Annotated in this window: 18 protein-coding genes and 1 pseudogene; 6 read left to right on the forward strand and 13 right to left on the reverse strand. The window is 53.9% G+C overall.

All coding sequences use genetic code 11. The features are described from left to right. Nucleotides 1–146: 146 nt before the first annotated feature. Nucleotides 147–653, forward strand: a complete 507-nt coding sequence (locus SK3146_RS16635; RefSeq protein WP_249866043.1) for a PCYCGC domain-containing protein — start codon at nt 147–149, stop codon at nt 651–653. Between the two features lie 74 nt (nt 654–727). Here the strand turns inward: SK3146_RS16635 and SK3146_RS16640 are convergent, their stop codons facing one another. From SK3146_RS16640 to coxB, 8 genes are all read right to left on the reverse strand, one after another. Then, nucleotides 728–2,086: a sensor histidine kinase gene (locus SK3146_RS16640; RefSeq protein ID WP_249866044.1), complete on the reverse strand. Its 1,359-nt coding sequence runs from the start codon at nt 2,084–2,086 to the stop codon at nt 728–730. After that, on the reverse strand, nt 2,083–2,760 hold the full coding sequence (locus SK3146_RS16645) for a response regulator transcription factor (RefSeq protein ID WP_249866045.1): 678 nt from the start codon (nt 2,758–2,760) through the stop codon (nt 2,083–2,085). The genes SK3146_RS16640 and SK3146_RS16645 overlap by 4 nt, the downstream gene beginning before the upstream one ends. 417 nt (nt 2,761–3,177) lie before the next feature. Then, nucleotides 3,178–3,633, reverse strand: a complete 456-nt coding sequence (locus SK3146_RS16650) for a DUF420 domain-containing protein (RefSeq protein WP_249866046.1) — start codon at nt 3,631–3,633, stop codon at nt 3,178–3,180. Nucleotides 3,634–3,659: 26 nt separating this feature from the next. Further along, on the reverse strand, nt 3,660–4,550 hold the full coding sequence (locus SK3146_RS16655; protein WP_249866047.1) for a cytochrome c oxidase assembly protein: 891 nt from the start codon (nt 4,548–4,550) through the stop codon (nt 3,660–3,662). A gap of 85 nt (nt 4,551–4,635) precedes the next feature. Beyond that, nucleotides 4,636–4,950, reverse strand: a complete 315-nt coding sequence (locus SK3146_RS16660) for a cytochrome C oxidase subunit IV family protein (protein ID WP_249866048.1) — start codon at nt 4,948–4,950, stop codon at nt 4,636–4,638. Further along, complete coding sequence (locus SK3146_RS16665; protein WP_249866049.1) at nt 4,951–5,571, reverse strand: cytochrome (ubi)quinol oxidase subunit III; 621 nt, start codon at nt 5,569–5,571, stop codon at nt 4,951–4,953. Further along, the gene (ctaD, locus tag SK3146_RS16670; protein ID WP_249866328.1) at nt 5,568–7,379 is read right to left on the reverse strand and encodes a cytochrome c oxidase subunit I; all 1,812 of its coding nucleotides are present in this window, start codon (nt 7,377–7,379) and stop codon (nt 5,568–5,570) included. Before ctaD ends, SK3146_RS16665 begins: the two co-directional genes overlap by 4 nt. A gap of 70 nt (nt 7,380–7,449) precedes the next feature. Next, nucleotides 7,450–8,451 carry a cytochrome c oxidase subunit II gene (coxB, locus tag SK3146_RS16675; RefSeq protein WP_249866050.1) on the reverse strand — a complete coding sequence of 334 codons (1,002 nt, stop codon included), beginning with the start codon at nt 8,449–8,451 and terminating at the stop codon, nt 7,450–7,452. Between the two features lie 400 nt (nt 8,452–8,851). Here coxB and SK3146_RS16680 point away from each other — a divergent pair, with 400 nt between their 5' ends. The 4 genes from SK3146_RS16680 (at nt 8,852) to SK3146_RS16695 (ending at nt 13,762) form a co-directional block, all read left to right on the forward strand. Next, a complete protein-coding gene (locus tag SK3146_RS16680; RefSeq protein WP_249866051.1) occupies nt 8,852–9,544 on the forward strand; it encodes a YhcN/YlaJ family sporulation lipoprotein in 693 nt (230 codons plus the stop codon). A gap of 178 nt (nt 9,545–9,722) precedes the next feature. Beyond that, the gene (locus SK3146_RS16685) at nt 9,723–11,606 is read left to right on the forward strand and encodes a DEAD/DEAH box helicase (protein WP_249866052.1); all 1,884 of its coding nucleotides are present in this window, start codon (nt 9,723–9,725) and stop codon (nt 11,604–11,606) included. A gap of 167 nt (nt 11,607–11,773) precedes the next feature. After that, entirely contained in the window at nt 11,774–12,364 is a 591-nt protein-coding gene (locus tag SK3146_RS16690) for a guanylate kinase (protein WP_249866053.1), read from the forward strand. Between the two features lie 246 nt (nt 12,365–12,610). Further along, the gene (locus tag SK3146_RS16695; protein WP_249866054.1) at nt 12,611–13,762 is read left to right on the forward strand and encodes a virulence factor; all 1,152 of its coding nucleotides are present in this window, start codon (nt 12,611–12,613) and stop codon (nt 13,760–13,762) included. Between the two features lie 363 nt (nt 13,763–14,125). On the opposite strand, the gene SK3146_RS16700 is transcribed toward SK3146_RS16695, so the two are convergent. Both SK3146_RS16700 and SK3146_RS16705 read right to left on the reverse strand, forming a co-directional pair. Then, entirely contained in the window at nt 14,126–15,058 is a 933-nt protein-coding gene (locus SK3146_RS16700; RefSeq protein ID WP_249866055.1) for an MBL fold metallo-hydrolase, read from the reverse strand. 99 nt (nt 15,059–15,157) lie between these two features. Continuing rightward, nucleotides 15,158–16,162, reverse strand: a complete 1,005-nt coding sequence (locus SK3146_RS16705; RefSeq protein ID WP_249866056.1) for an SGNH/GDSL hydrolase family protein — start codon at nt 16,160–16,162, stop codon at nt 15,158–15,160. 149 nt (nt 16,163–16,311) lie between these two features. Here SK3146_RS16705 and SK3146_RS16710 point away from each other — a divergent pair, with 149 nt between their 5' ends. Continuing rightward, nucleotides 16,312–16,965, forward strand: a complete 654-nt coding sequence (locus SK3146_RS16710; RefSeq protein ID WP_249866057.1) for a thiamine diphosphokinase — start codon at nt 16,312–16,314, stop codon at nt 16,963–16,965. 62 nt (nt 16,966–17,027) lie between these two features. On the opposite strand, the gene SK3146_RS16715 is transcribed toward SK3146_RS16710, so the two are convergent. From SK3146_RS16715 to SK3146_RS16725, 3 genes and pseudogenes are all read right to left on the reverse strand, one after another. Next, nucleotides 17,028–17,819, reverse strand: coding sequence for a DUF554 domain-containing protein (locus SK3146_RS16715; protein WP_249866058.1), 792 nt, complete (start codon nt 17,817–17,819; stop codon nt 17,028–17,030). 357 nt (nt 17,820–18,176) lie between these two features. After that, a pseudogene (locus SK3146_RS16720) lies at nt 18,177–19,334 on the reverse strand (DNA-binding protein); the annotation flags it as partial. 65 nt (nt 19,335–19,399) lie between these two features. Further along, a complete protein-coding gene (locus SK3146_RS16725; RefSeq protein WP_249866059.1) occupies nt 19,400–23,629 on the reverse strand; it encodes an immunoglobulin-like domain-containing protein in 4,230 nt (1,409 codons plus the stop codon). Nucleotides 23,630–23,841: the final 212 nt, after the last annotated feature.

A 23,841-nucleotide genomic window follows, 5' to 3' on the forward strand; every position in this document is an offset into this window, starting at 1 on the left:
CTGATCCTTTCATACAAAATCAGCCCCCGTTTTTCAAAAAGCAAGTCATCAGGCTGTCACGGCGGACTGGGATATTCTATACCCGTGTATGGTATAATGATTATTAAGCATTAGAAAACAATACATTTTGTGGAGGTTTATAACTAATGAACCTGCGGCTAGTTCCATTATCGGGGATGTTAGCGCTATCGATCTTGCTGACCGCTTGCGGCTCTTCTGTCGGCAAGTCTGCCGACGCCGGAGCATCGCATGCTCCCCACCAGCAGCATGCTGCAAACGGCGACTTGCAAGAAACGACCTCAAGTCTGGCGAAGCTGCCGACTTTTCTTGACAAGCAGCGCCCGGAAATCAAACAAGCTTATCAGATCGCGGCAGGCACGCTGGATGTGCTGAAGTGGATTCCCTGTTACTGCGGATGCGGCGAAAGCGCCGGACATACAAGCAATCAGAACTGCTTCGTCAAAGAAGTAAAGCAGGACGGCAGCGTCGTCTGGGACGATCACGGCACGCGCTGCGGCGTCTGTCTCGAAATCGCGGTAACGGCCGCCAGAATGAAGCAGGATGGCCGCACGGTCAAGGAAATCCGCACCTTCATCGATCAAAAATATGAAAAGGGCTACGCCAAGCCTACGGCTACGGAAATGCCGGCTTAGGGCTTAAGTAAGGACGCAAGAGGTCTTAAAGCAGGCTGATATGCAGAGTGCGCTTAAGAACAAGGCAGCGTTCCTCAACTGATGCTCGGCAGGATGACCGTCATCATCGTGCCTTCTCCTTCTTTACTCTCCACCTGAATAGCTCCTTTATGGAGAGACACGATGTTGTGGACGATGGCCAGACCAAGGCCGCTGCCCCCGGTAGTCCCTGTGCGGGAGCGATCGGCTTTGTAAAATTGCTGAAATATTTTATTCCGCTCCCCTTCGGGGATACCGATTCCCGTATCGGCAAAGCTTACCTTCACCCGGCTGACTTCGGATTCGGAGCGAATCCGGATGCTGCCTCCTTCCGGCGTAAACTTGATGCTGTTGCCGAGCAAATTCATCCACACCTGATTAAGCAGGTCCGCATCGCCGGCAATCATCGTCTTCGGCAGAGTCAGCTCCAGCCGTATATGCTTGGCGCTCCACAGCGGCTCGCAAACGACCGCTACGTGGCGAAGCTGCTCGTCCAGCCGGAATGTCGTTCTCCGAAACGGATGATGCTTCGATTCCAGCGAAGCGAGCTTCAGCAGATTGTCGCTCAGGCGCGACAATCGCTCGCTTTCCGATTGAATAATATCCAAATAATTGATCCTCTCCGCCTCCGGGATCGTGCTGCTGCGCAGCGCCTTCGCAAACCCGATGATCGACGTCAGCGGCGATTGAATTTCGTGAGATACATTGGATACGAAATCCTGCCGCATTTGCTCCAATTGCCCCAGCTCGAGCGCCATTTCATTGAAGCTCTGGGTCAGCACCCCGATTTCGTCGTTGCGCGTATAATCCAGCCGGACATTGAAATTGCCCTTCGCCAGCTTGCGCGTCGCTCTGGTCAGCATATTGAGCGGCTTGACCAAATAGCGGGCCGCCACGGCCATCACCGCCCCGCCGACAACCAGTACGATCAGCAAATTCAACTGGATCGTTCTGCGGATACCGACGCTGAAGACCGAATAGTCGGGCTGTACGAACAGGGCGAAGCTTGTTCCGCCAAGCTGTATCGGAAACCCCATCAGCCAGGCCGGAAGGCCGTCGTTATGCGGTTCGATGAATTGCTGGTAACGCTCGCCGCCAATAACCCGCAATATATCGCCGGACACCACCTTCGGCGAATCGGCCGAGCCCGCTACCCGTCCGCCTGCCGCATCGTATAACCCGATGTAAGACGATTTCATCTCCGCAAGCTGCGGCAGAATCGTGCTCCACTTCCCGGGATCGCTTTCCTTCAGCAGCGCCGCGATATGCTCGCCGGATTGCTCCGTATCCGTCTTCATCCATTCCTGCAGCTGTTGATCGAACAAGTGATTGGATACGATCAGCGAGACGACCAGGCCGACGATGACCGCCGCGACGAATACGGCCACGAGGCGAATATACAGCGACTTGATCATTCCAATACCTCCAGTCGGTATCCTAGCCCTCGCACCGTGCTGATTCGGAACCTTGCCGTCTCCTCCCTGAAGCGTTCTCTCAGCCTTTTCACATGGACGTCCACCGTTCTTTCGTCGCCTTCATAATCGATGCCCCATATTTGCTGAATGAGCTGGTCCCTCGTGAAGATTTGCCCCGGATAGCTGGCCAGCTTGAACAACAGCTCAAATTCCTTGAGCGGCAGCGTACTCTCTTCTTCATCGGCTATCCGCACTCGATGCGACGATTGGTCCAGCATGCAGCTGCCGACCTGCACAAGATGCGAAGTAGCGATTTTGTAACGTTTAAGCAAAGCGCGTACCCTTGCGACAAGCTCCAGCGGATCGAACGGCTTGACCAAATAATCGTCGGTACCGAGCTCGAAGCCTTTAATTTTTTGCCCCGTCTCTCCTTGGGCCGTTACCATCAGCACCGGAATATCGTAATGTTCTTTAATTTGCCGGCATAAATCCCATCCGTCCATCTCCGGCATCATAATATCGAGAATGACCAGATCGACCTTGCCTGCCTCAAGCTGCTGCAATGCCTCGCGGCCATGATAGGCCTCCAGCGCAATAAACCCTTCCCGCTGCAAAAATAACGTGATCAAGCGTACGATATGCCTATCGTCGTCCACTACCAACACATTGGCCATACGGCATAATCCCCCTGAATTGGCTGTTCTGTTCCTTAGTATAACCATGACACTAAGAAACCATTGTTGCCGCAAAAAGACTCAAAGAGCTGCCGATTTTATAAAAGCTTCGTTAAAAAGTGTAGTGAAAAACAAACGGCCTGCGGTCGATAGAAGTTTCCACTCGCGGTTGTAGCCGGATTTTTTAATTTTTCACCTCCGGAAAGGAGAAAATCCGGGAGCAAAGGCGAACGCTTCGCTTCTACAGATTCAGGGCTGTCAAAGCTAAGAACAAATCCCCCAAAAGCCATCCATGCCGCCGACGCGGCACCACAGACAATGGAAATGGGGTACCAAGAGTAATTTCCAGGGTAGTGACGTGACAACAAAAAAAACAGACTCCGTAACGGAATCTGTTTCTGAAGGGTATAGCTCACTCTATAGTCCCAATATGGCGTCAATCATCGGCTTCGTATCCCCGCCCGGATACATGACGTACAGCAGAACGTAGACGACGACGCCGGTCGGAGCGGTAAGCAGCCAAATAACGGCCGTCCAGCGGCCGATTTTCTTATGCTTCGCAAACCGTTTGTTGAACGCATGCAGTAAGGTAATAACGCCGAATACGGCTGCAACCGTAGCTAAGGTAATATGAAAAAATAAAAATAGATGATACGGCAGCTTCAAAGATTCCGGTCCGCCGAAGGTTGTATTTCCTACGAAGATGGTCCGTGAGACGTAGATGATGAAAAAGGCGAGGGCAAAGCCGGCTCCCCACAGCATCAATTTCTGGTGAGTATCCCGGTTCCCCTTCACAATCTGCGCCCATCCGAAGGCTACAAAAATAGCACTGATCACGATGAAGCTGGTGCTAATCGTAGGCAATATATGCATTGTTGCTTCCACCTCATTATCGATAGTCAGGCCCGGTTAGCATTGACCGGAGAATGGACGAACGACTCATTCTGCAAATCTTCTTCCTCTTCCTGCCGACGCTCTCTCCGATACCAGCGGAAGAACGTATATGCAAGCGCAATGCCGTAGACGATTTCTTGAATGATTTTCATAATGACGCCGCCTAGCTGCTGATCGTTCAGAACGGACATAAATAAATACTGCTCGGAGACGTTTTTAAAATTCGCATACATCGGCTCGCTCGCAAAGATGATTAAAGCGCAGGCCGGCGTCAATAAAATGCCGTTGACAAAAATATACGCCATCTTCCACAATTCCGACATCTTGTTATATTCTGGCAGCGGGCAAAACACAGGGAACCACATTTGGAACGCCGCCAGCAGGAATACCGTATTGTACACGTCATGGAGCACCGAATTGGCCATAAGCGCGTCCATAATCATCGGGATATGGTAAAAGGAGAACACCATGTTAAACACGAATAACGACCCGAGCGGCGCGGTTAACAATTGCATAGCACGCTGTGCTCCCCTGCTTTTGAGCAGCGGCCGCAGCATCCATCCCGGAAGGCCGAGCAAAATAAACGGAGGCATAATCAGGTACAATATCGATTGCTGCAGCATATGCGCGCTGAAGCTGTAATGATGCCCGTAAAAGCTAAGAGGGCTTCCCTCCGCCAAATAATATAACAACAGCCCGATATAGAAAAATACTTGATGTTTGACCGCCACCGGCTCCGACTCTGCGAACCGATGACGCCACCGATTGACAGCCATTCCATATAACCAGCCGATGATAATCACGACAAGCAGCACACCAGGCCCCCACAGCGTCGCAAAGCCGGAGATCGCGCCTGCGCCTTCATGACCGCTATGACTCAAAAGACTCGCATTCATGTCCAACTCTCTCCTTTCCGGATTCCTAGGCATAACAAGAAAAAAAGAGGGGCTTTCATCTTCTAAAAGCCACCCCTTACGCTAATTACCACCAAGTCCAGAAAACGCCCGCAGCTACGGCCGTCAAAGCAACGATAGCTCCAAAAATCAAACCCACGATCGGGAAGAGATGGCCTCTATCCTTCATGTGCATCCAATACGCCAACTGGAATAAAACTTGAACGACGCCAAGGCCGCTTAAAAACCAGAGCAGAAACGCCCGGTCCAGACCGCCGTACAGCACGGCTGCAAAAGCGATCATGGTTAACAGTATCGATACGATATAGGACAAGTAATGATTCTTAGGGCCTTCCAACTTATGCCGGTTTCCGGCAGATGAAGTATGCTGTTGGCTGCTCATTTACGGTCCCACCTTCCCCATCAAATACACTACGGTGAAGATAAATACCCATACTACGTCGATAAAGTGCCAGTACAAGCCGGCAACATAAAACTTAGGCGCCGTAACAACGGTAAGTCCCTTTTTCAAGGAAGACAAGATGAGAAGCGTAATCCACAATACGCCGAACGCAACGTGGGCTCCGTGGAAGCCGACCAGCGTGTAGAACGATGTGGCGAAGGCGCTCTTGGAGAACACATGGCCTTCATGCACATATTCGGTAAACTCATATACTTCAAGGCCTAAGAAGCAGAGGCCCAACAATACGGTAATACCCATCCACAACAAAAGCTTGCTTAATTGATTGCGATGTAAAGCCATCGTTGCAAATACGCTGGTAAGGGAGCTCGTCAACAAGATGAATGTCGATAAAGCTACCGTACCTAATTGGAAAATTTCTTGTCCCGTAGGACCGTCAGGAACCTGGTTTCGCAAAGCGATGAACGAAGCGAACAACGTACCGAACAATACGCACTCTCCGCCAAGGAAGAGCCAGAATCCCATTACTTTATTTTTTCCTTCCAGTGTTGCCGTTTCCGCGTGAGGTGGCAGGGCACCGCCTACTCCATGATGCGCACTCATGCCTTAACCCCCTTATCGTTGAGCTCTTCCGGTTCAATATGATACCCGTGATCGTCGTAAACCGATCTTAACAACATACAGAGCAGCATAATGGCGATACCGATAACGGATACCACGTAAGTATGGTACATAAAGCCGAAACCGGCAATAAAGAATCCGATCGAGAAAATCAACGGCAAAATCGACGGAGACGGCATATGAATCGAACCGATAGGCTCTGCCGGAGTCATCTCTTTGTTGCCGGCCATCTTCTCTTTCCACAATGGGTCCAATCCGCGCACAAGCGGAGTTTGCTTGAAGTTATACTCTGGCGGAGGCGAAGGAATCGCCCACTCCAATGTACGGCCGTCCCATGGGTCCGCAGGAGCGTTCTTCGGCAGACGAGCCGTCGAAATCGTATTGATCAAGAACACAATCGTACCGATACCCATCAAGAAGGCGCCGATCGTACTGATAAAGTTACCTTCTTCCAAACCAACGCCGGGCTGATATGTAAATACGCGGCGAGGCATCCCCATGAGCCCTAAGAAGTGCTGAGGGAAGAAAGTCATATGGAAACCGATAAAGAATGTCCAGAAATGAATTTTACCAAGCGTTTCGTTCAGCATACGGCCGAACATTTTTGGCCACCAGTAGTAAGCACCGGCGAACAAACCAAGAACCAAACCGCCGACGATAACGTAGTGGAAGTGAGCTACGACGAAGTATGTATCGTGATACTGGAAGTCAGCGGCAGGAACCGCAAGCATAACCCCTGTCGTACCGCCCATAACGAACGTCGGAATAAACGCAGTGGCAAAGATGTTCGCTGTCGTGAAACGGATTTGTCCGCCCCACAGCGTGAACAGCCAGTTAAAGATCTTAACCCCGGTAGGAACGGCGATAGCCATCGTTGCGATGGAGAAGATCGCGTTACCGACAGGTCCGATACCGGTTGTAAACATGTGGTGAACCCAAACCATGAAGCCCAGGAACCCGATCAGCGCTGTAGCGAATACCATCGAGCTGTAACCGAACAAGCGCTTTTTGGAGAACGTACTGACGATTTCGGAAATGATACCGAATGCCGGGAGAATCAGGATATATACTTCGGGGTGACCGAAGATCCAGAACAAATGCTCCCAGAGTACTGCATTACCGCCTTTGGCAACATCGAAGAACGCGCCGCCGAACAAGCGGTCGAACATCAGTTCAACCAAACCTACGGTAATCGCAGGGAAAGCGAACAAGATCAAAGCGGAAGTGATGAATGCTGTCCAAGTAAAGAGCGGCATTCTCATATAAGTCATACCGGGAGCGCGCATGTTGATAATCGTTACAAGGAAGTTTATCCCCCCGATTAACGTACCCAAACCGGCAATCTGTAAGCCGAGCACATAGAAGTCAACGCCATGGTAGCTAATGGTAGGATCGACAATGCTTGCAAGCGGCGAATAAGCCGTCCAGCCTGCCGCAGGCGCTCCGCCCAAGAACCAGCTGGTATTGAGCATGACTCCACCGAAGAAGAAAAGCCAGAAGCCCAGCGCATTCACAAATGGGAATGCTACGTCGCGAGCTCCGATTTGAAGCGGTACAACCGCATTCATAAAAGCAAAGATAATCGGCATCGCCGCAAAGAAGATCATCGTCGTACCGTGCATCGTCGTAAGTGCGTTGAACGTGTCGCCGATAAAAATCTTTTGGTCAGGATACAACAGCTGAATCCGAATCAGAATCGCTTCCACACCGCCCATGAGGAAGAACAATCCTCCAGCAATCAAGTACAAAATACCGATCTTTTTATGGTCAACGGTTGTAAGCCAATCCATTAATCCGGTGTAATGTTTTGCCTTGTGAGAATGAGCCAACGTATTTACCTCCTTTTTTCCAAGATGTTCATCATTTCAATGAATCTAAGTATTTGACCAAATCGTTGATTTGGTTGTCCTGCAATGGGATTTGAGGCATTTTGTTGCCCGGTTTCACCGATTGAGGATCTTTAATCCATTTCTTAATGCTCTCGTCGTCGTGAGGCAGAATACCTGCAACCATTTCACGAGAAGCGAATCCGTTCAAGTTAGGTCCAAAGCCAAGGCCTTGTGCATTGACCGCGTGACAGGACAAGCAATTGTCTTTAAATATTTGCTCCCCGTTCTTAGCGTCGGCTGGGATTGTTGCCGGGGTTTTCATTTTCTCTACCCATTTGTTGAAATCGGCTTCCGTTTTGGAAACGACCTTAAAGTCCATCAAGGCATGGGACGCACCACAGAGTTCCGCACATTTACCCATAAAGGTATCGGCGTCGTCCGCTTCAAGATAGAATACGTTGGTCATCCCTACGTTCGTGTCCTGTTTGCCGCCCAAGGAAGGAATCCAGAAGGCGTGAAGCACGTCCGCGGATGTAATTTCAAACGCAATTTTTTTGCCTGCAGGAATAACCAGATCTTGCGCGGTAGCAATACCAAGCTCCGGATATTCAAACTGCCACCAGAATTGATGCGCTGTCACTTTGACATGAACCGCATCCTTGTCGTTGATATGGTTTTCCGACAACTTGACCGTATAGCTCACCGTAGGCACAGCCAGAATGAGCAGCAGAAGAATCGGAACGACCGTCCAAATAATTTCCAGTGTGTGGCTGCCTTCCACTTGCTTCGGAATGATGTCTTTATCGCCCTTTTTCTTCCGAAAGCGAATGAGAACGTAAACATAGATAGCGAATACAACCACGACAACCAAGATCATGATGCCAAGGCTCAGCTTCATTAGAAACAGCTGGTCTCTGGCGACAGGACCCCTAGGCTTCAAGGCTGAAATCGTATCGTGTCCACACCCTGTCAGAAGCATCATCATCAACCCGAAAAGAGGGATGAAGCGCCACAGATTTTGCCATCGATTCATCTTATCAATCCCACCTCTAAAGCTAATATTTTTCAAACAAAAGGTCATATATTGTCAATGAACCTAATCACCATATTAACTATAAATTCGTACCACTTTTTTGTCAATGAATCTGAAGAAGTTCACAAATTGTTCTCAAACGGGCATTTTCATAGTATTTTCATTCGGTTTTCTCCTTTGCCTCTCTTGTTTTATTTCCAAAATCCAGGGCTTTTATGCACGAAATGTCGAATAATCGCAGCGCATAATAATCCCGATTTGTTGGATTCTAATATTGAAGAGCTTATCCCTTATTTAGAATCAGTTTTCTCAAAAGCACCCGAAAGTTATGCCTGCCGAACTGTTTTTTCTTCACCGAGGGCCGGCCGGGATTAACGACATTGTGAGGAGGTAATAAGCTATGCACGGTTTACGGCTTTCTTGGGCAGCGTTGTGCGCAGGCATCCTTGTAACGCTCGCCGGATGCTACCCGACGTACGATTACAACAGCGCCAACAATTACGGCAGCAGGCGGGATGCACCCAATCAAGATACGACAAGAGCCTATCAGACGCAGCAGCAGTACGCGATCGTATCGCATAAGCATTCGAATCTGGAGATGAACCAATTTCTATCCGATCAAGTCGCCGCCATGGACGGGGTGAACAGCGCCATCGTCATGCTCGCCGACAATACCGCTTATGTGGCCATTACGATCGACAAGACGGCGACGGGAACGCGCAGCGGAATCGGGCCGCAGGAGACGAATAACGCCGGCACGGTCCGCGGTCTCTATAATACGTACACCCCGTTCAACGACTATGCCCACCCGGACAAGCTCGCCACCGGAACCAACTCGTACGAAACGGTGTGGGACCATAATTATTTATCCCATCTGTTTAAGCAGAAAATTGCCGAAAAAATTCGTTCCTTGCAGCCTACTGTGGTCGACGTTTATATTTCGGCCAACCGTACCTATATTAATGAATTAAACCGGATAGCCCAGGAGGCTTGGCACGGGCGCGATCTGAAGCCTTATTTGCCTCATTTCGACGCTCTGTCGGAGCAAATCTTCGGCACCCAGCCGACCCAGCCTACAAGCACGGAACGGTAAGTCTTTATCCCCCCGAGTATCGCTTCATATTATATATGAAGAAACTCGGTTTTTTTTATGCCGCGATCCGGTTTCTTTTTGCCTTCGCTTCCTGTAGAATGCATGTATACGCCGGACAGCCGAACAAGCTGTTATTATCGGAAGATGAATGAACCGGAAGATAAGGAGACAATCTATAATGAAATCAAATTTTGCCACATTAGGCATTAGCGAACAAATAGCGGAAGCCTTGAAAAACCAAGGGTATACGGAGCCCACCCCCGTTCAGCAGGAAGCGATTCCCGTCGTGCTCGCCGGGGACGATGTCATTGCCCAGGCGCAAACCGGCACAGGGAAAACGTTAGCTTTCGTTCTGCCGATTCTCGAGCGCATCGATCCGCGCAAAAACTACACGCAAGCGCTCATCGTCACGCCTACCCGCGAGCTTGCGATCCAGATCGCCGGAGAAGTTCAGAAATGGGCGCCGATCAAGGGCGTCCGCGTTCTCGCCGCCTACGGCGGGCAAGATGTCGAGCGCCAATTAAAAAAACTCGAAGGCACCGTACATATGATCATTGCGACGCCTGGCCGCTTGCTCGACCATCTGCGGAGAGAGACGGTTCAACTGCAGCGCTTGTCTACCCTGGTGTTGGATGAAGCCGATCAGATGCTGCATATGGGCTTTTTGAACGAAGTGGAAGAAATTATTGTGCAAACGTCGCCCAAACGGCAGACGCTGCTGTTCTCCGCCACCATGCCCGGGCCTATACGCAATCTGGCTAAAAGCTATATGAGAACGCCTCAGGAAATTAAGGTCAAATCCAAGCAGATTACGTTGACGGAAATCGAGCAAATCGCCGTCAAAACGACCGACCGCGGCAAGCAGGACGCCTTATGCCGGCTTATCGACGAATATCGTCCCTATTTGGCGATGATCTTCTGCCGTACTAAGCTTCGCGCCGGCAAACTGAACGAAGCGCTGCAGGATCTCGGGTATGCATCGGACGAGCTGCACGGCGATTTGACGCAGGCGAAACGCGAGCAGGTCATGAAGCGGTTCAGAGAAGCGAAGATCCAATTGCTCGTGGCAACGGATATCGCCGCAAGAGGGCTCGATGTCGAGGGCATTACGCATGTGTTCAATTACGACATCCCCCATGACGTGGAGAGCTACATTCATCGCATCGGCCGGACCGGCCGGGCAGGACAGCGCGGGATGGCGGTGACGATGGTCGCGCAGCGGGATCAAGGCGCGCTGGAAGCGATCGAACGCGGCATTCATATGGAGCTGCCGCGGCGCACTGTGAAGGCGGACGGCGAGCTTAGCGAAGCGCGGACGAGCGGGCGCGGTGGACGCAGCGGCGACTACGCCGACAAGGAGCTTGTGCGGACGCCGGGAGGACGGCGCGGAGCCGGGCAGCAAGCGCGCGGGCGCGCGGGCACGGCGGCTGATTCCGGCGGGCGCGGGCGGCAGGACCGCTCGGCTGCTCGCTCCAGCGAGCGCGGCGGGATGCAGCAAGCTCGCGGACGGGCGGACGCTGCCGCCGACTCCGGCGGACGCGGATGGCAAGACCGCTCGGCTGCTCGCTCCAGCGAGCGCGGCGGGATGCAGCAAGCTCGCGGGCGCGCGGGCGCTGCCGCCGACTCCGGCGGGCGCGGATGGCAAGACCGCTCGGCCGCTCGCTCCAACGAGCGCGGCGGGATGCAGCAAGCTCGCGGGCGCGCGGGCGCTGCTGCTGCTGACTCCGGCGGACGCGGATGGCAAGACCGCTCGGCAGCTCGCTCCAGCGAGCGCGGCGGGATGCAGCAAGCTCGCGGGCGCGCGGGCGCTGCCGCCGACTCCAGTGGACGCGGATGGCAAGACCGCTCGGCCGCTCGCTCCAGCGAGCGCGGCGGGATGCAGCAAGCTCGCGGGCGCGCGGGCGCTGCCGCCGACTCCGGCGGGCGCGGATGGCAAGACCGCTCGGCCGCTCGCTCCAGCGAGCGCGGCGGGATGCAGCAAGCGCGCGGGCGGGCAGGGCAGCCGGACGCTAAGCGCGGCAAACGCGGCGACGCGGGAAGCCGCGGACGGCGCGGGCGATAAACCCGCGTCGCAGCGGGCTTCGCCGCCTCAAAGGGCAGCTGCAGCGGGGGGCTCCTCTCCGATTTCCCCCTGGCTTCGATACGTAAGCCTTTACCTGAGCGCGGAAAACAGGTAAAATAAGGTATACGCAATCGGCAAGGAACTTCTAAAACCAAGGAGGGGTTTCCATGTACGAACTAAGGGATAAAGACTTCATCTTCATTTTTACCGGACCAAACGGTGCCGGACGTAAAACCGTCGCCCAAATGTCCGGTGAAACACTCGGAATGAAACAAGTGATATCGTACACGACGCGAGCACCCCGGTCTGCGGAATTCAACGGCCAAGATTACCATTTTGTCTCCAGAGACGTATTTACGGAAGCCGAGCGTAATAACGAATTTATTGAAGTTATCGAAATCGACGGCAACCGCTACGGGGTAAAGGAACGAGACGTAGCTCAAATGATTGAGAAGCACGGAGCTATTTATTTGGTGCTGAACCGTTTCGGCGCCGAAGCGCTCAAAAAGCTGTACGGCAATAAAGCCGTGCGAATATTCATCTATGCGGACCTGAAGACAATTGTTAAACGCGAAGAAGACCGTGGAGACACTCCGGAATTAATTCAGCGTTACACTTCCCATTACGATGAAGAAATGGCTTACAAGGATCAATGCGAGCACATCTTCGAAAACCTGGATCTGGCACACACCGTATTCGACTTGACCAAAACGTTGGACGACAACTATTTGCACCGCAATTTGGTGGATAAAGACTAAGGGCGGTGCATTTCAGCTAATGAGTGCGTCCTATATTATAACAAACCCCTGTATGAACAAGCCCGGCTGCGTCCTAGCCGGGCTTGTTTGTTCAGAATGCGAAAGGCGCCCGATAAACTGCAGCTCCCCGGACGGATCGCGGCCGGCGGGCTCCCTTCCCCGATCGTCAGCCTCTGTCGCATCATCGTTCGAAATAAGGTAAACTGAACATAGTACGATAAAAAAGTAACTTCGGAGGGAATCCTTATGAAGCTTATTTCTATAGAACCTACGCCCAGTCCTAACTCCATGAAACTCAATGTGGATGAATCGCTGCCGAGAGGCATCCGCCAAACGTTCAAAGCGGATCAGGCTGCCCAAGCTCCCGAACCGCTGAAAAGTCTTCTTGCGATCCAGGGAGTGCGCAGCTTGTTCCGAACGGCCGACTTTATCGCGCTGGACCGCGTTCCCGGGGCGGATTGGGCAGCCGTGCTTGCCGCCGCCCGCGAGCTGATGCAAGCAGAAGCCGGAGCCGGAGAGGCCCGGGATACGGGCCCTGCCGCAAGCTACGGAGAAGCTCAAGTGTTAGTCCAAATGTACCGCGGCATTCCAATGCAAGTACGGGTACGCTCGGGAGACCGAGAGGTGCGCTCGGCGCTGCCGCCTCTGTTCGGCGAAGCGGTACAGAAAGCCGCCGGATCGTCCATGATCCGGGAGCGCAAGCTGGAGGAGTTCGGTGTCCGTTACGGAGAACTGGAAGAAATCGCCGAAGAAATTGTAAGCGAGCTGGAGGCTTCCTATCCCGAAGAGCGGCTCCATGAGCTGATCCGGCTCGCGCAGGAGCAGGGAACTCCGGAGCCCGGGGAAGCGCCGCCGCAAAGCGTCAGACCGAGCCCGTTATCGCTGGCGGAGGTAGAGGAACAGTTCCAATCCGACGATTGGAAGCTGCGTTACGCGGCGCTCGAACGGTTCGAGCCTTCGATCGAGGCGTTGCCTCTATTGGCCAAAGCGATCACCGATGAAAATACCTCGATCCGCCGTCTGGCCGTCGTCTATCTCGGCGACCTGCGACGCGCCGAAGCGCTGCCTTATTTATTCCAGGCGCTCAAGGATTCTACCGCCGCCGTGCGTCGCACTGCCGGGGATACGCTGTCCGATCTCGGCGATCCGGCCGCTGTCGGACCAATGATTGAAGCGATTCGCGATAAAAACAAGCTCGTCCGCTGGCGCGCCGCCCGCTTCCTGTACGAAGCCGGCGACGAAACCGCCGTCGAAGCGCTTCGCGAAGCTTCGAACGACCCCGAGTTCGAGGTACAATTGCAAGCGAAGATCGCGCTGGAGCGCATCGAACGCGGCGAAGAAGCCGCCGGATCGGTCTGGCAGCAAATGACCGAAAGCCGCAAGGACGGCAAAGCGTAAGCCTGCTCCGGCAAAGCCGCTTGCCTGCAAGAAAAGCGGCGCGGAACCAATCCCCCAAAAGCCATCCATGCCGCTACGCGGCACCACAGACAATGGAAATGGGGTACCAAGAGTAATTTCCAGGGTAGTGACGTGATGCTCTGAAGCTTATTCCGTCCGCATCCGGCCTAAGCTGGATCGGCGTCTAACCATTCCGCTGGGATCGTTCTATGGTTAGACATTACTTTCGGGAGAGCCCCCGGATATCCACAGGATATTGCTGCGCATCATTTCCTAAACAACAAAAAATCCCCTGGCGCGGCTAAGCCAATGTCTGCCAGGGGATTTGCTATGCAATCGATAGCCTCTCGCCGGTGGCCGAGGCTATACGAGCGTTTCGCCGAGCTGCAGAACCCGCAGCGCCTGTTCGGGCAGCTGCCGCCTCCGCCAATCGGCGAGCAGCCGATCGAGCGCTTCGCGCGGCGTATCGTCGGCCAGGCGGAACGCGCCGTAGTGCATCGGGATGAACACATCCCCCTGCACGTCCAGGAACGCTTGTACCGCCTCCTCCGGGGTAACATGCTGCGCGGACATAAACCACTCCGGCTCGTACGCGCCGATCGGCATCAAAGCATACCGGATCGCGAACCGTTCGCCGATCCGCCGGAAGCCGGGGAAGTAGCCGCTATCCCCGGCAAAATACACCGCCCCGCGCGCCTCGCCAAGCTGCGCGGGCTGGATGACCCAACCGCCCCAGTGGGAGCGGTTGGTGTCCAAGAGCGTCCGGCGTGTCCAATGCTGCGCCGGGACAAAATGCAGCTCGAGCCCGCCGAGCTGCGCCTGCTCCCACCAGCTGAGCTCGGTGACGCTGACGAAGCCTTTGGCCCGCAGCTTGGGCCCGAGCCCTGCGGGCACGAACAGCTGCGCGGATTTCCATGCGCGCAGCGTGCGCATGTCCATATGGTCGTAATGGCTGTGGGAGAGCAGCACCGCATCGATCGGCGGCAGCTCGTCTAGGCGCAGCCCGGGCGGGGACAAGCGCCGGGCGAAGCCCATCCGTTCGGCCCAGACCGGATCGGTCAGCAGGTTCACACCGCCCATCTGAATCAGGAAGGAAGAATGGCCGATCCATGTAATCGATGTCTGCTCCCGGTTGCTCCGCAAAAAATCCACGGCTTTCCGTTCGCAGGTCGGCACTGTGAAGGATAGATCCTTAATCTTCGTCCGGCGCTCCTTCTGCCATTGCCGAAGTTCTTTAAAGCTTTTTAACGTGTTGACCCCATCCATATTCTCAAATCGTTTGCCCGCCAACACCATGCCCTCCTCCCGCCTCAGAAGACGTTTTTCTATATTTTAACTATACCTTCTTCATCGACATCGTGCAAAACAGGTCCGGGAGGCTGCTGTTCGCAGGCCTTATACCCCGCTCCCCGCAATATGCCGGAACAGGTTGAGCGTCATATGCATAAACCCTTCGTCATTCGGATGCAAATAAGCATCTCCGAACATAGCAGGCATCTGCGGGATGAGCCTCTGTCCGTCAATAACGCGAATATCGGGATAGTCGGCGCATATTTCGCGGATCGTATCGGCCAAAGCTTCGATCGTCCCGATGCTCCTCGGTTGATCTTGGTCCGCACGCCACAGCGGCGTCACGACGAAGATCGGGATTCCCTCATACAACCGGGCCGCCTTGGCGAAAAAAGCGGCGCATTGCTGCCTGAATTCCTCCATCGCACCATATCGCCCCCAGTCGTTCGTCCCGTAGGCGACTGTGATCAGATCGGGCCGGTACGGCAGTTCCTCATCGAGGCTGTCCGCATCGAATATATATCCGCCGACTCCTTGATTGAGCACATTCATGCCGAGCGCCCGCGAAAGCTGCACCGGATACGTCGATGAAGGCTTCTGCGCATCCATTCCTTGCGTAATCGAATCGCCAAGACAGAGCAAATTCCGCTTATACGGAGCGGCCGGCTCGGCAGACGCTCCGTCGGACAGTGTTAAAGACAGGACCGTCAGCACGACGCTGTGCGGGAAATAAATCGTCCATCTTCGTTTCTGTCCAGTTTTCTCCGCAGCATCGAGTGTATAGGTCAGCCTTCCCAGGTCTTCGCCTACGGTTGGAGAACCGATGCTGCCCTTCATCACCCCGTCTAGCCAAATATCGAAATAAAGCCAGTTGCGCACCGAGCCTTCCACCAGATAAGCCAGCTCCACCGACTCGGTATCCGATATAAAATCCAAACACACGCCGGCAGGGCAGCCGCTGCGGATGCGGTAGTTGTCCTGCTTCGCATACAGCTGCATTTGGCGTTCGGTAAAGCGCAGCGGCTTTACGCCTGCCGTCGTCCGCTCGATGCGCAGCGCATTGGCAAACAAGCTGCCGTCAATAACGGAATTCTCTTCTTCTCTCATCATGAAAAGCTCCTCCGGATAAGATGAATTGCACACGTTAAACTTATCATAGGAACCGAAGCGCTGTATACAGTTGTTCATGCCGGATTTATCCGGATGTATATGCTACAATATAGGCTGCGAAATGAAACAGGGAAAGGGATGTCTAGCGAATGACTCGTGTTGTTATTTTTTCTGGGGGAAGCCTCGGCCCTTGGGCGCTGCGGCTAATTCAGCCCGGCGATCTGCTCGTTGGGGCCGACAAAGGAGCATTGTTCTTATTGCGTCACGGCCGGCGGCCGGATGTAGCGCTCGGCGATTTCGATTCGGTCAACGCGGAGGAGAAAGCGTATATTGCGGAAAATAGCGGCCGGTTTATCAGCTGCGATCCGGTGATGAAGGATTTGACCGATACGGAAATGGCCTTCAACTGGGCTCTGGAGAAGCAGCCGGACGAAATTGTGCTGTGCGGAGCGCTCGGCACTCGCTGGGACCACGCTTTAGCCAACGTGCATTTGCTGCGCAAAGGACTCGAAGCCGGTCTTCGCTGCCGGATCATCGATGCTTATAACGAGATCGCCGTCATGGACCAGCATCTTCCGTTGACGCTTCAGCGAAGCCGCTTTTCCCATGTCTCGCTGCTCCCGCTCAGCCTCGACGTGGAAGGCATCGAACTGCAAGGCTTCCAATACCCTCTGCATAACGCCAAACTGACGATCGGACAATCCCTCGGAATCAGCAACTGTCTTGCGGAGCCGGAAGGAACGATTGCGATTACGGCGGGCATGCTGCTGGTTATTCAAAGCAGCGATCAGGCGGCGGAGTAACGCTTTGCCGACCGCCGGTGCCGCAGACTATCGTCCGCTCCAGCCAACCGCCGCCGATTCGCTCATCCTCCTGTCCACCAGAGAGTGACGGCATGTATCACAGGCACCGCCAAGGCAGCAATCAACAAAGACGGCAGCAGGTTAGCGACATTGATTTTGCGCAGCTCAAGCAAATTGATGCCGATTCCCATAATTAACACCCCGCCGACCGCCGTAATTTGGGTAATGATCTCATTTAACATATCTTCGCGGATCAGCGAAGCGATACCGGAGGCAGCCAGCGCGATAGCTCCTTGATAGATAAAGACCGCCAGCGCCGAGAACAAGACGCCGACGCCCATGGTAGAGGCAAAAATAATCGCCGTAAATCCGTCCAGCATCGCTTTGGTATACAATATATCGTGCTGACCGCGCAGCCCGCCGTCCAATGCGCCCAGTATCGCCATCGCTCCTACGCAATAGATCAGCGTCGTATTGACGAACCCGAACGCAATTCCCTGCTTGCCGCCTTTTCCCGGCACAGAGCTGTCTTCGGCGGAATTGTCTTTGGTCCGGCCTCTGCGCTTTAATTCGGATAAAGCTCCTACTCCCCGTTCCAGCCATTGTCCCAAGCGTTCCAGCCCGCGCTCCACCTGAAGCAGCTCGCCGGCGATTCCTCCCAGCACCAAGCTCGCCACGATCAGCAAAAAGTTGCTCGATTTCAGCGTCATCGACAAACCTAGCGCGACCAGCGCCATACCGATGCCCTGCATCACCGTGCTACGAATGCCTTGACTCATTTTGTGCAGCACAAGTCCCAGCAGCCCTCCTATGACGATAGCTGCCGCATTGACGATTGTTCCCCATAAAGCCATATCCCAACGAACCTCTCATTTCCCTATGCAGTTTCTAGTTGCTTGGATGTGTGTTTCTTCTATTAATTAGGCATCTATGATCATATCATATAAAAGTGTGGTGAAAAAGTCCGCTGCGATGCCCATTTGGTCTTCCAATCGCTGATGAAAACGGATTTTGGTTTTTTTCCTTTTATCTATGGAGAAAATCCGCTTTCAAAGGCGACCGCTTACGCTTTTCCAGATTCAAACGGCCCCTCCGCTCTTTTTTCGCCATGCTTATAAAACCAGAAAGAAAAACAGGACCCGTCCTTACAGCGGACAGATCCTGTTACCGTACTCGAACTGCTCAATACATCCGCTTATTTACGGAGTATATCCATAGGAGCCCGGCGCAAAGGTAGACGGATCATACCATTTGTACCCCGCTGCTGGAGCGGACCACGGCTCGGGCTGCGGCTCTACGCTTTGCTGCGGAATTTCGTTCTCCGGCCCGGTTGTAACGATAGGCGTCACCGGATCAAGCTGAAGCTGCTGCACTTGCCCCAAGTTTTTATAAGACTCGGACTTAGCCAGCCAATTGATAATGTTGACCAAAAGCACCCCGTCGTCGCCTTCTTTGAAGCCGTCGTAGGTTGTCTTGGCCTTGCCCGTATCCTCGCGCATATATTTCGGCGTAGCGTCTTCCACCGGAGACGAGTCGCCGATGAAAGCGGCCTTGCCTAGGCCCGCCTTCGAAATCGCTACGAACGGCCCCTCGGCGGCTCCTCCTCCGGCATATACCCCTTTATCGACCGCATTGGCCCATTTGACCGTCGTTTGCGGCATGAATACGATCCCCTTGGCTTTCAAAGGATCGGTGATCAGAAGAGTTCCTCCGGCATGCATTTCCACTTGACTCACGCCGCTTGTAATGCCGAACGATTGTACCGGGCTTACAATATCCGTGTTAGTCGCTTCAATATCGCCGAGCGCATTATAGCGGAATTTAACCCCGAAATTTTGACTGAGCCACTCGGAGCTTACGACACCCTGCATCGCAGTAGACATCCGCTCGTCCGCATTCATTCCTTTGGCCGGATCGTTCCAGGCGCCGCGGCGGTATCCGTTCATAACCTCCGAGGCATCCCAGCGGTTCACGTTCCGGTCTGCGTTATAATGGTCGGCGATGAAGAAGATACTCCCGCCCTTCTGCACATATTCCGTCATCGCAGCCTGTTCGGATACTTTATAAGGAATATTGGCTTCGCCGATGACGAGTACGGCATAGTCTTTCAAATCTTCATAGGTGATCGGAGTCGTTTTCCGCAGTTCCTGCACGTAGTAACCTTCCTTGGCTATCGCGTCGGCAAAATCCGAGAAGCCTCCGTCGATAACCCAGTCCGCCGCGCCGGCCGTCTGTCCGTGAGTATTGTCGAACAGCACCTTTTTTCCGTTGGGCGTGCCTGTCGGCTGGATATACGGAGCGGGATCGTTAGCCCCTTCCGCCCATACGGAAGGCAATGCGGCTATATTCAGCGCCACGACTCCCGCCATCACGGCAGGGAGCGTACGGCGCATAAGTTGACGCCAAGTTTTCAAAAAGAGTTCCTCCTATTCAATTATGGATTCGTTGAAATAGTCACATCATCGATAATGGCCTCAGACTTGCTGCTATCCCCTGCGGCAAGAACCGAGAAAATAATGACATAATCTCCGCTGGATTTGGCAATGAAATCATAATCATAGAGAGCCCACGCCGATGACAACTCTTTATAGTCCCCATATGTATCATAGGCTAGGGAAGACCCTACCAGCGCGTTGCTATTTCTTAATTTAGCCGATCCTTTGGCCCAATACTTTATATAATAATGCTGATCTTTGACCAATGATATGGTCTGAGTTGTAAAACGCACATGGTTTTTGCTATCCTCGTTAATTAACTGAACTGCATAAGAGCCCGTATGCGCATCCGTCGTTTGCGATACTTTATTCGGTTTGATATTCGTACCGCTGCCCATCCACGCATCCGGCATTCCGTCCGTCCCCCATACCTCGAAGCCTCCGTTCGCGATGGTTACCGGACCGGCAGTCTCGCTCACCGTCACATTTGCGCTTGGGGATGCCGTGACGCCCGCGATCTGTACGGTCAGCTTATGCGGGCCGGCTTGGTCCAACGTCAGCGACACCGAAGCGGAGCCGTTGGCGAACGTAACCGGACCGGAATACACCTTGCCGTATACGCTGCTGGTTACGCTGATCTCAATGCTTCCGTTCAGAGCTTTGCCGTCCTGGCCCTTAGCGTTCAAAATATCCAGCGCGAAGGATTGACCGGAAGCCGGTTTGTTCGTAGACACCGAAAGCGATGCTCCGGACAGGTCCGTGCCGAGCTGCTCGGTCACAAGCATATAGACAGGATCGGTGCCGGTTGCGGAAATCTCCAGCAAAGCGCCTGCGGCCTGCGGAGCGATCTCCACGGAGAAATCTCCTGTTGATGCGTCCGCCGCCGCACTGCCGAGGGTTGCGCCCGCTGCGCTTACGGTTACGGTCGCTCCCGCTTTGGCGGTTCCCGTTACGGTGGTATCTCGAACAGTAACCGGGTTGACCGTAGGCTGTTCTTTCATCGCTTCAACGGTAATGGTGAACGGCTTAAGCGCCGACTGATCGCCGCGCGAGATGATAGCTTTTAGCGTCACCTGCGTATCGGCAGCCAAAGCCGCTCGGGTTACCGCGCCTGTGGCGACATTCACGATAGAAGACTGCGAAGCGTCCGCCAGCTGCCAAGCTACTTTCGTGCCGTCCACTCCGCGATCGGTAAGAACGACACCCGCTTCAACGCCGTCGTAGAACACGTACAGCACGGCCGCTTCATTCGCTACCGCTCGAGCGTCGGATACCGCTTGAGCTTTGATTGTAATCTCGAATGATCTGGTTGCCAAATTTCCGTTCAAGTTCAGATTGGCCGTCAACGTCACCTGCCGATCCGGCTGCCCGAAGGCAGGCTGATTCACCTGACCTGCCGCAGACACGATACCGGCATCGCTCGTAGTCCATGTGATGACGGAACCGTTGCTGCCTGCCGCCGGCAAATCGAGATCGGCGTACACGGCCGATATGTCGCCCAAGTCCAATGCGTTCTTATCAAGCTGAACCTTATCTGCATCGGATACTTTCCCCTGCTTCACCACATCGTCGGCGCTGCGGGGATAGATCTCGACCGTAGTATTGAACATGACGGAAATTCCCGTTACATCGACGATATCGCCGTTGGCGATGGCTCCGCCGTAATTGACCGCATATTTTTGGCCGTAAACTTTGATAACATTTCCATCCAGATCCGTTGCGTCAAAATTACTGCCGGACAAATTCGAAACGATCAAATGCTTCACCGCTACCAATTGTCCTCCTTTGGACGGAACATCCGCTGCAGGAATCACCTGCGCCGCAGGTACATCGGTCTGACCGGTGACAGTAAATACCGCGCCCGTCAGCTCGATTTCGCCGTTATACGTCGTTTTCACGCCGGAAGATATCGATACCTGATCTCCTGGATTCACCGCCGTTTTGGTCGCAGGCGAGTAGACGAGAATACCGCCCGTTGCATCCTGCATATAGAACGTATTCACCTTATCGCTTTTGGTTGTGACTACACCCGAGGTCGCAACGGTCGCGCTGTCCGCCTGCCCTCTAACTTCGGCGAGAGTCAAACCGGACGCCGACTGAGCTTTGACGGTGACGTCAAACGTACGGCTGGCAGAAACCGCATTGCTTGTGACCGTAGCGGTCAAAACCGCCTTGGCGTCCGGTTGCCCGATCGCAGGACGCGTCACTGCGCCTGCTGCCGTAACCACTGATGCATCGCTGGTTGCCCAAGTAATGGCAGAACCGTTAACTCCGGTCTCTGGCAAGGTCAGATTCGCCGTAACGGCGGACAGATCGCCCAGGTTCAGCGCTTCCTTGTCGGCTTGCGCTTTTTGTTCATCGGTCATGCCGGTTTGCCCGGGCAAGCCTTTGATCGTAAAGGTAAAGCTGATTTCCCGGACCGCTTGGCCTACGGTGATTTTGACTGCAAGCGTCACAGTCGTGTCTTCGGTACCGCGCGTCACTTTGACATGAACGCCGTCGACGATGCTCAAGGCATCCGAGCCGCTCATCCACTGCAGCGCCGCTTCCGTTCCGGACAGGGCGGGAAGATCGAAGTCGCCGGTCAGCTCCGCAGACGATAGCTTGTTTTGGAGCTCGCCAGCCGCTTGCGCCGCGCCGTTCAAATCGGAGAGCAGCTTGACCAGCGTTTCTTGGGCCGAGGCATCGGTTGTGGTGATCGATACTCCGCTGTCATCAGACACGAGAACTTGACTGAAGTCGCCGTTCAGGATCACGTCGCCCGACAGGTTCAATACCCCCACGCCGCTTCCCGTCCCCAATTGCAAAGTGGTGCCGGCCGCCGGCCGGTTCACGGTGACGCTGCCGATCGTGCCTGTGCTAAACAAATCCAATATAGCCGGAGTGAGAATATTCAAGGCTCCGATAGAGGAACCGCCTTCGGTTACCACATGGACCGGATTGGCCTGTTCCGCCGTATCGATACGGAGAACATGAGGGACGATAACGTTCATCAGATGAATCGAATTCGCCGCGCCGGATTTAATCTCGATATTCTCAGCCGTTATATTTCTCAGGGTGATTTCACCCTCAGGGCCCGGGTCTAACGTCAGCGTGCCGTTAATCACAGTCTCTCCGTCTGCCGGTCCGTATGTACCGCTGGAAGTAAGGGTATAATCGGAATTATAAGTTCCTGCAACCGCGAACGGATCGGAAGGCTTGGAAGAGCCGATCGAGCCTCTTGAGGTTCTGGTGGTTACTCCTGTCGCTTGCAGCCCGGTTGCTTTGCCTTTGTAGGTCAGGCGATATACTTGCCCGCTCGTTTGAGCGCTTGTCGTCAGTTGAACGACGTTCGGCATGCTTGTTTTGACCGCAGCCCCCGAAACGGTAAGACCGTTATCGAATTGAAAATCCGCAGCAGCCGCGGCTTCCACCTTATCTTGGAATACGACTTCCATGCTCGTATTCGTCGTAGCAATCAGATCCTTAACGGCAGAGACTGTATCCTCTGCGGCGTTCTGTCCGTCCGTCGAACCGGTCGAACCCGTTGAGCCTTCGCCGGCGGCAGATTTCAGCAGCTCATCCGCTTTGTTCAAATACTTTGTTTTATTGAATTTAAACTCGTAGCCTAAGCGAGCCAGTGCTTGGCGCTCAGCCGTATCCTTCGGCTGAAACTTCACACCGCCTTTGCCATCCTCCAAGCCTCCGATGAAGCCGATGTTAAAAGCAAACGCTACATCGCCCTTAGCCCAGTCCGACACCGAGCCGAAGTCGCTGAGCTTCGCCTCCTTACCATTTTTAGCCGCTTGCGGCTCCAAGCCGAACGACCGGATGAAGAAGGCTGCAAGCTCTTCACGGGTAACCGTTTGGTCGGGCGAGAACTTATCTGCGGCAGTGCCTTCGGTTACTCCGGATTCGACCAGAGCCCCTACGAAGCCGCGGTACCATGCGTCATCCGGCACGTCCTTGAAGACGGCGGCAGCGGATGCCTTCTCCTGAAGTCCCATCGACATGACCAAAATTTTGGCCATCTGAGCACGGGTCACCGCGTCATGCGGCTTGAACAATCCCCCGTCAAAGCCGGACAAAATACCGGCGTCGGACAAAGCCTGAATCTCTTTGACCGCATAAGAATCTCCAAGATCCTTGTATCCGCTCGCCGCGGCATTCGAGTCCTGGGCCATCGCAGCCGTTCCCCAGCCGAAAAACGACGAACATAGCATACATGCCGTAATGCTCCGGGCCGTCAATTTTTCATTTTGTTTTTAATCAAAAATAATCTCCTCTCTGATGTGGGATACGAGCATTATACAGCATTTTTTCCGACCATCGTATAAATAAAATGTAAATTTGAAAATTAATGCTGGAAAGGGACCCGGCCTTGTTATTTGTAAACAATATCCATTTATTTTTGCACAAGGAGAGCAAGTGGGGAACGGGAACGGAGTCGCCTCTTGATCTG

The sequence above is a fragment of the Paenibacillus konkukensis genome, assembly GCF_023523925.1.
Taxonomy (GTDB): domain Bacteria; phylum Bacillota; class Bacilli; order Paenibacillales; family NBRC-103111; genus Paenibacillus_S; species Paenibacillus_S doosanensis.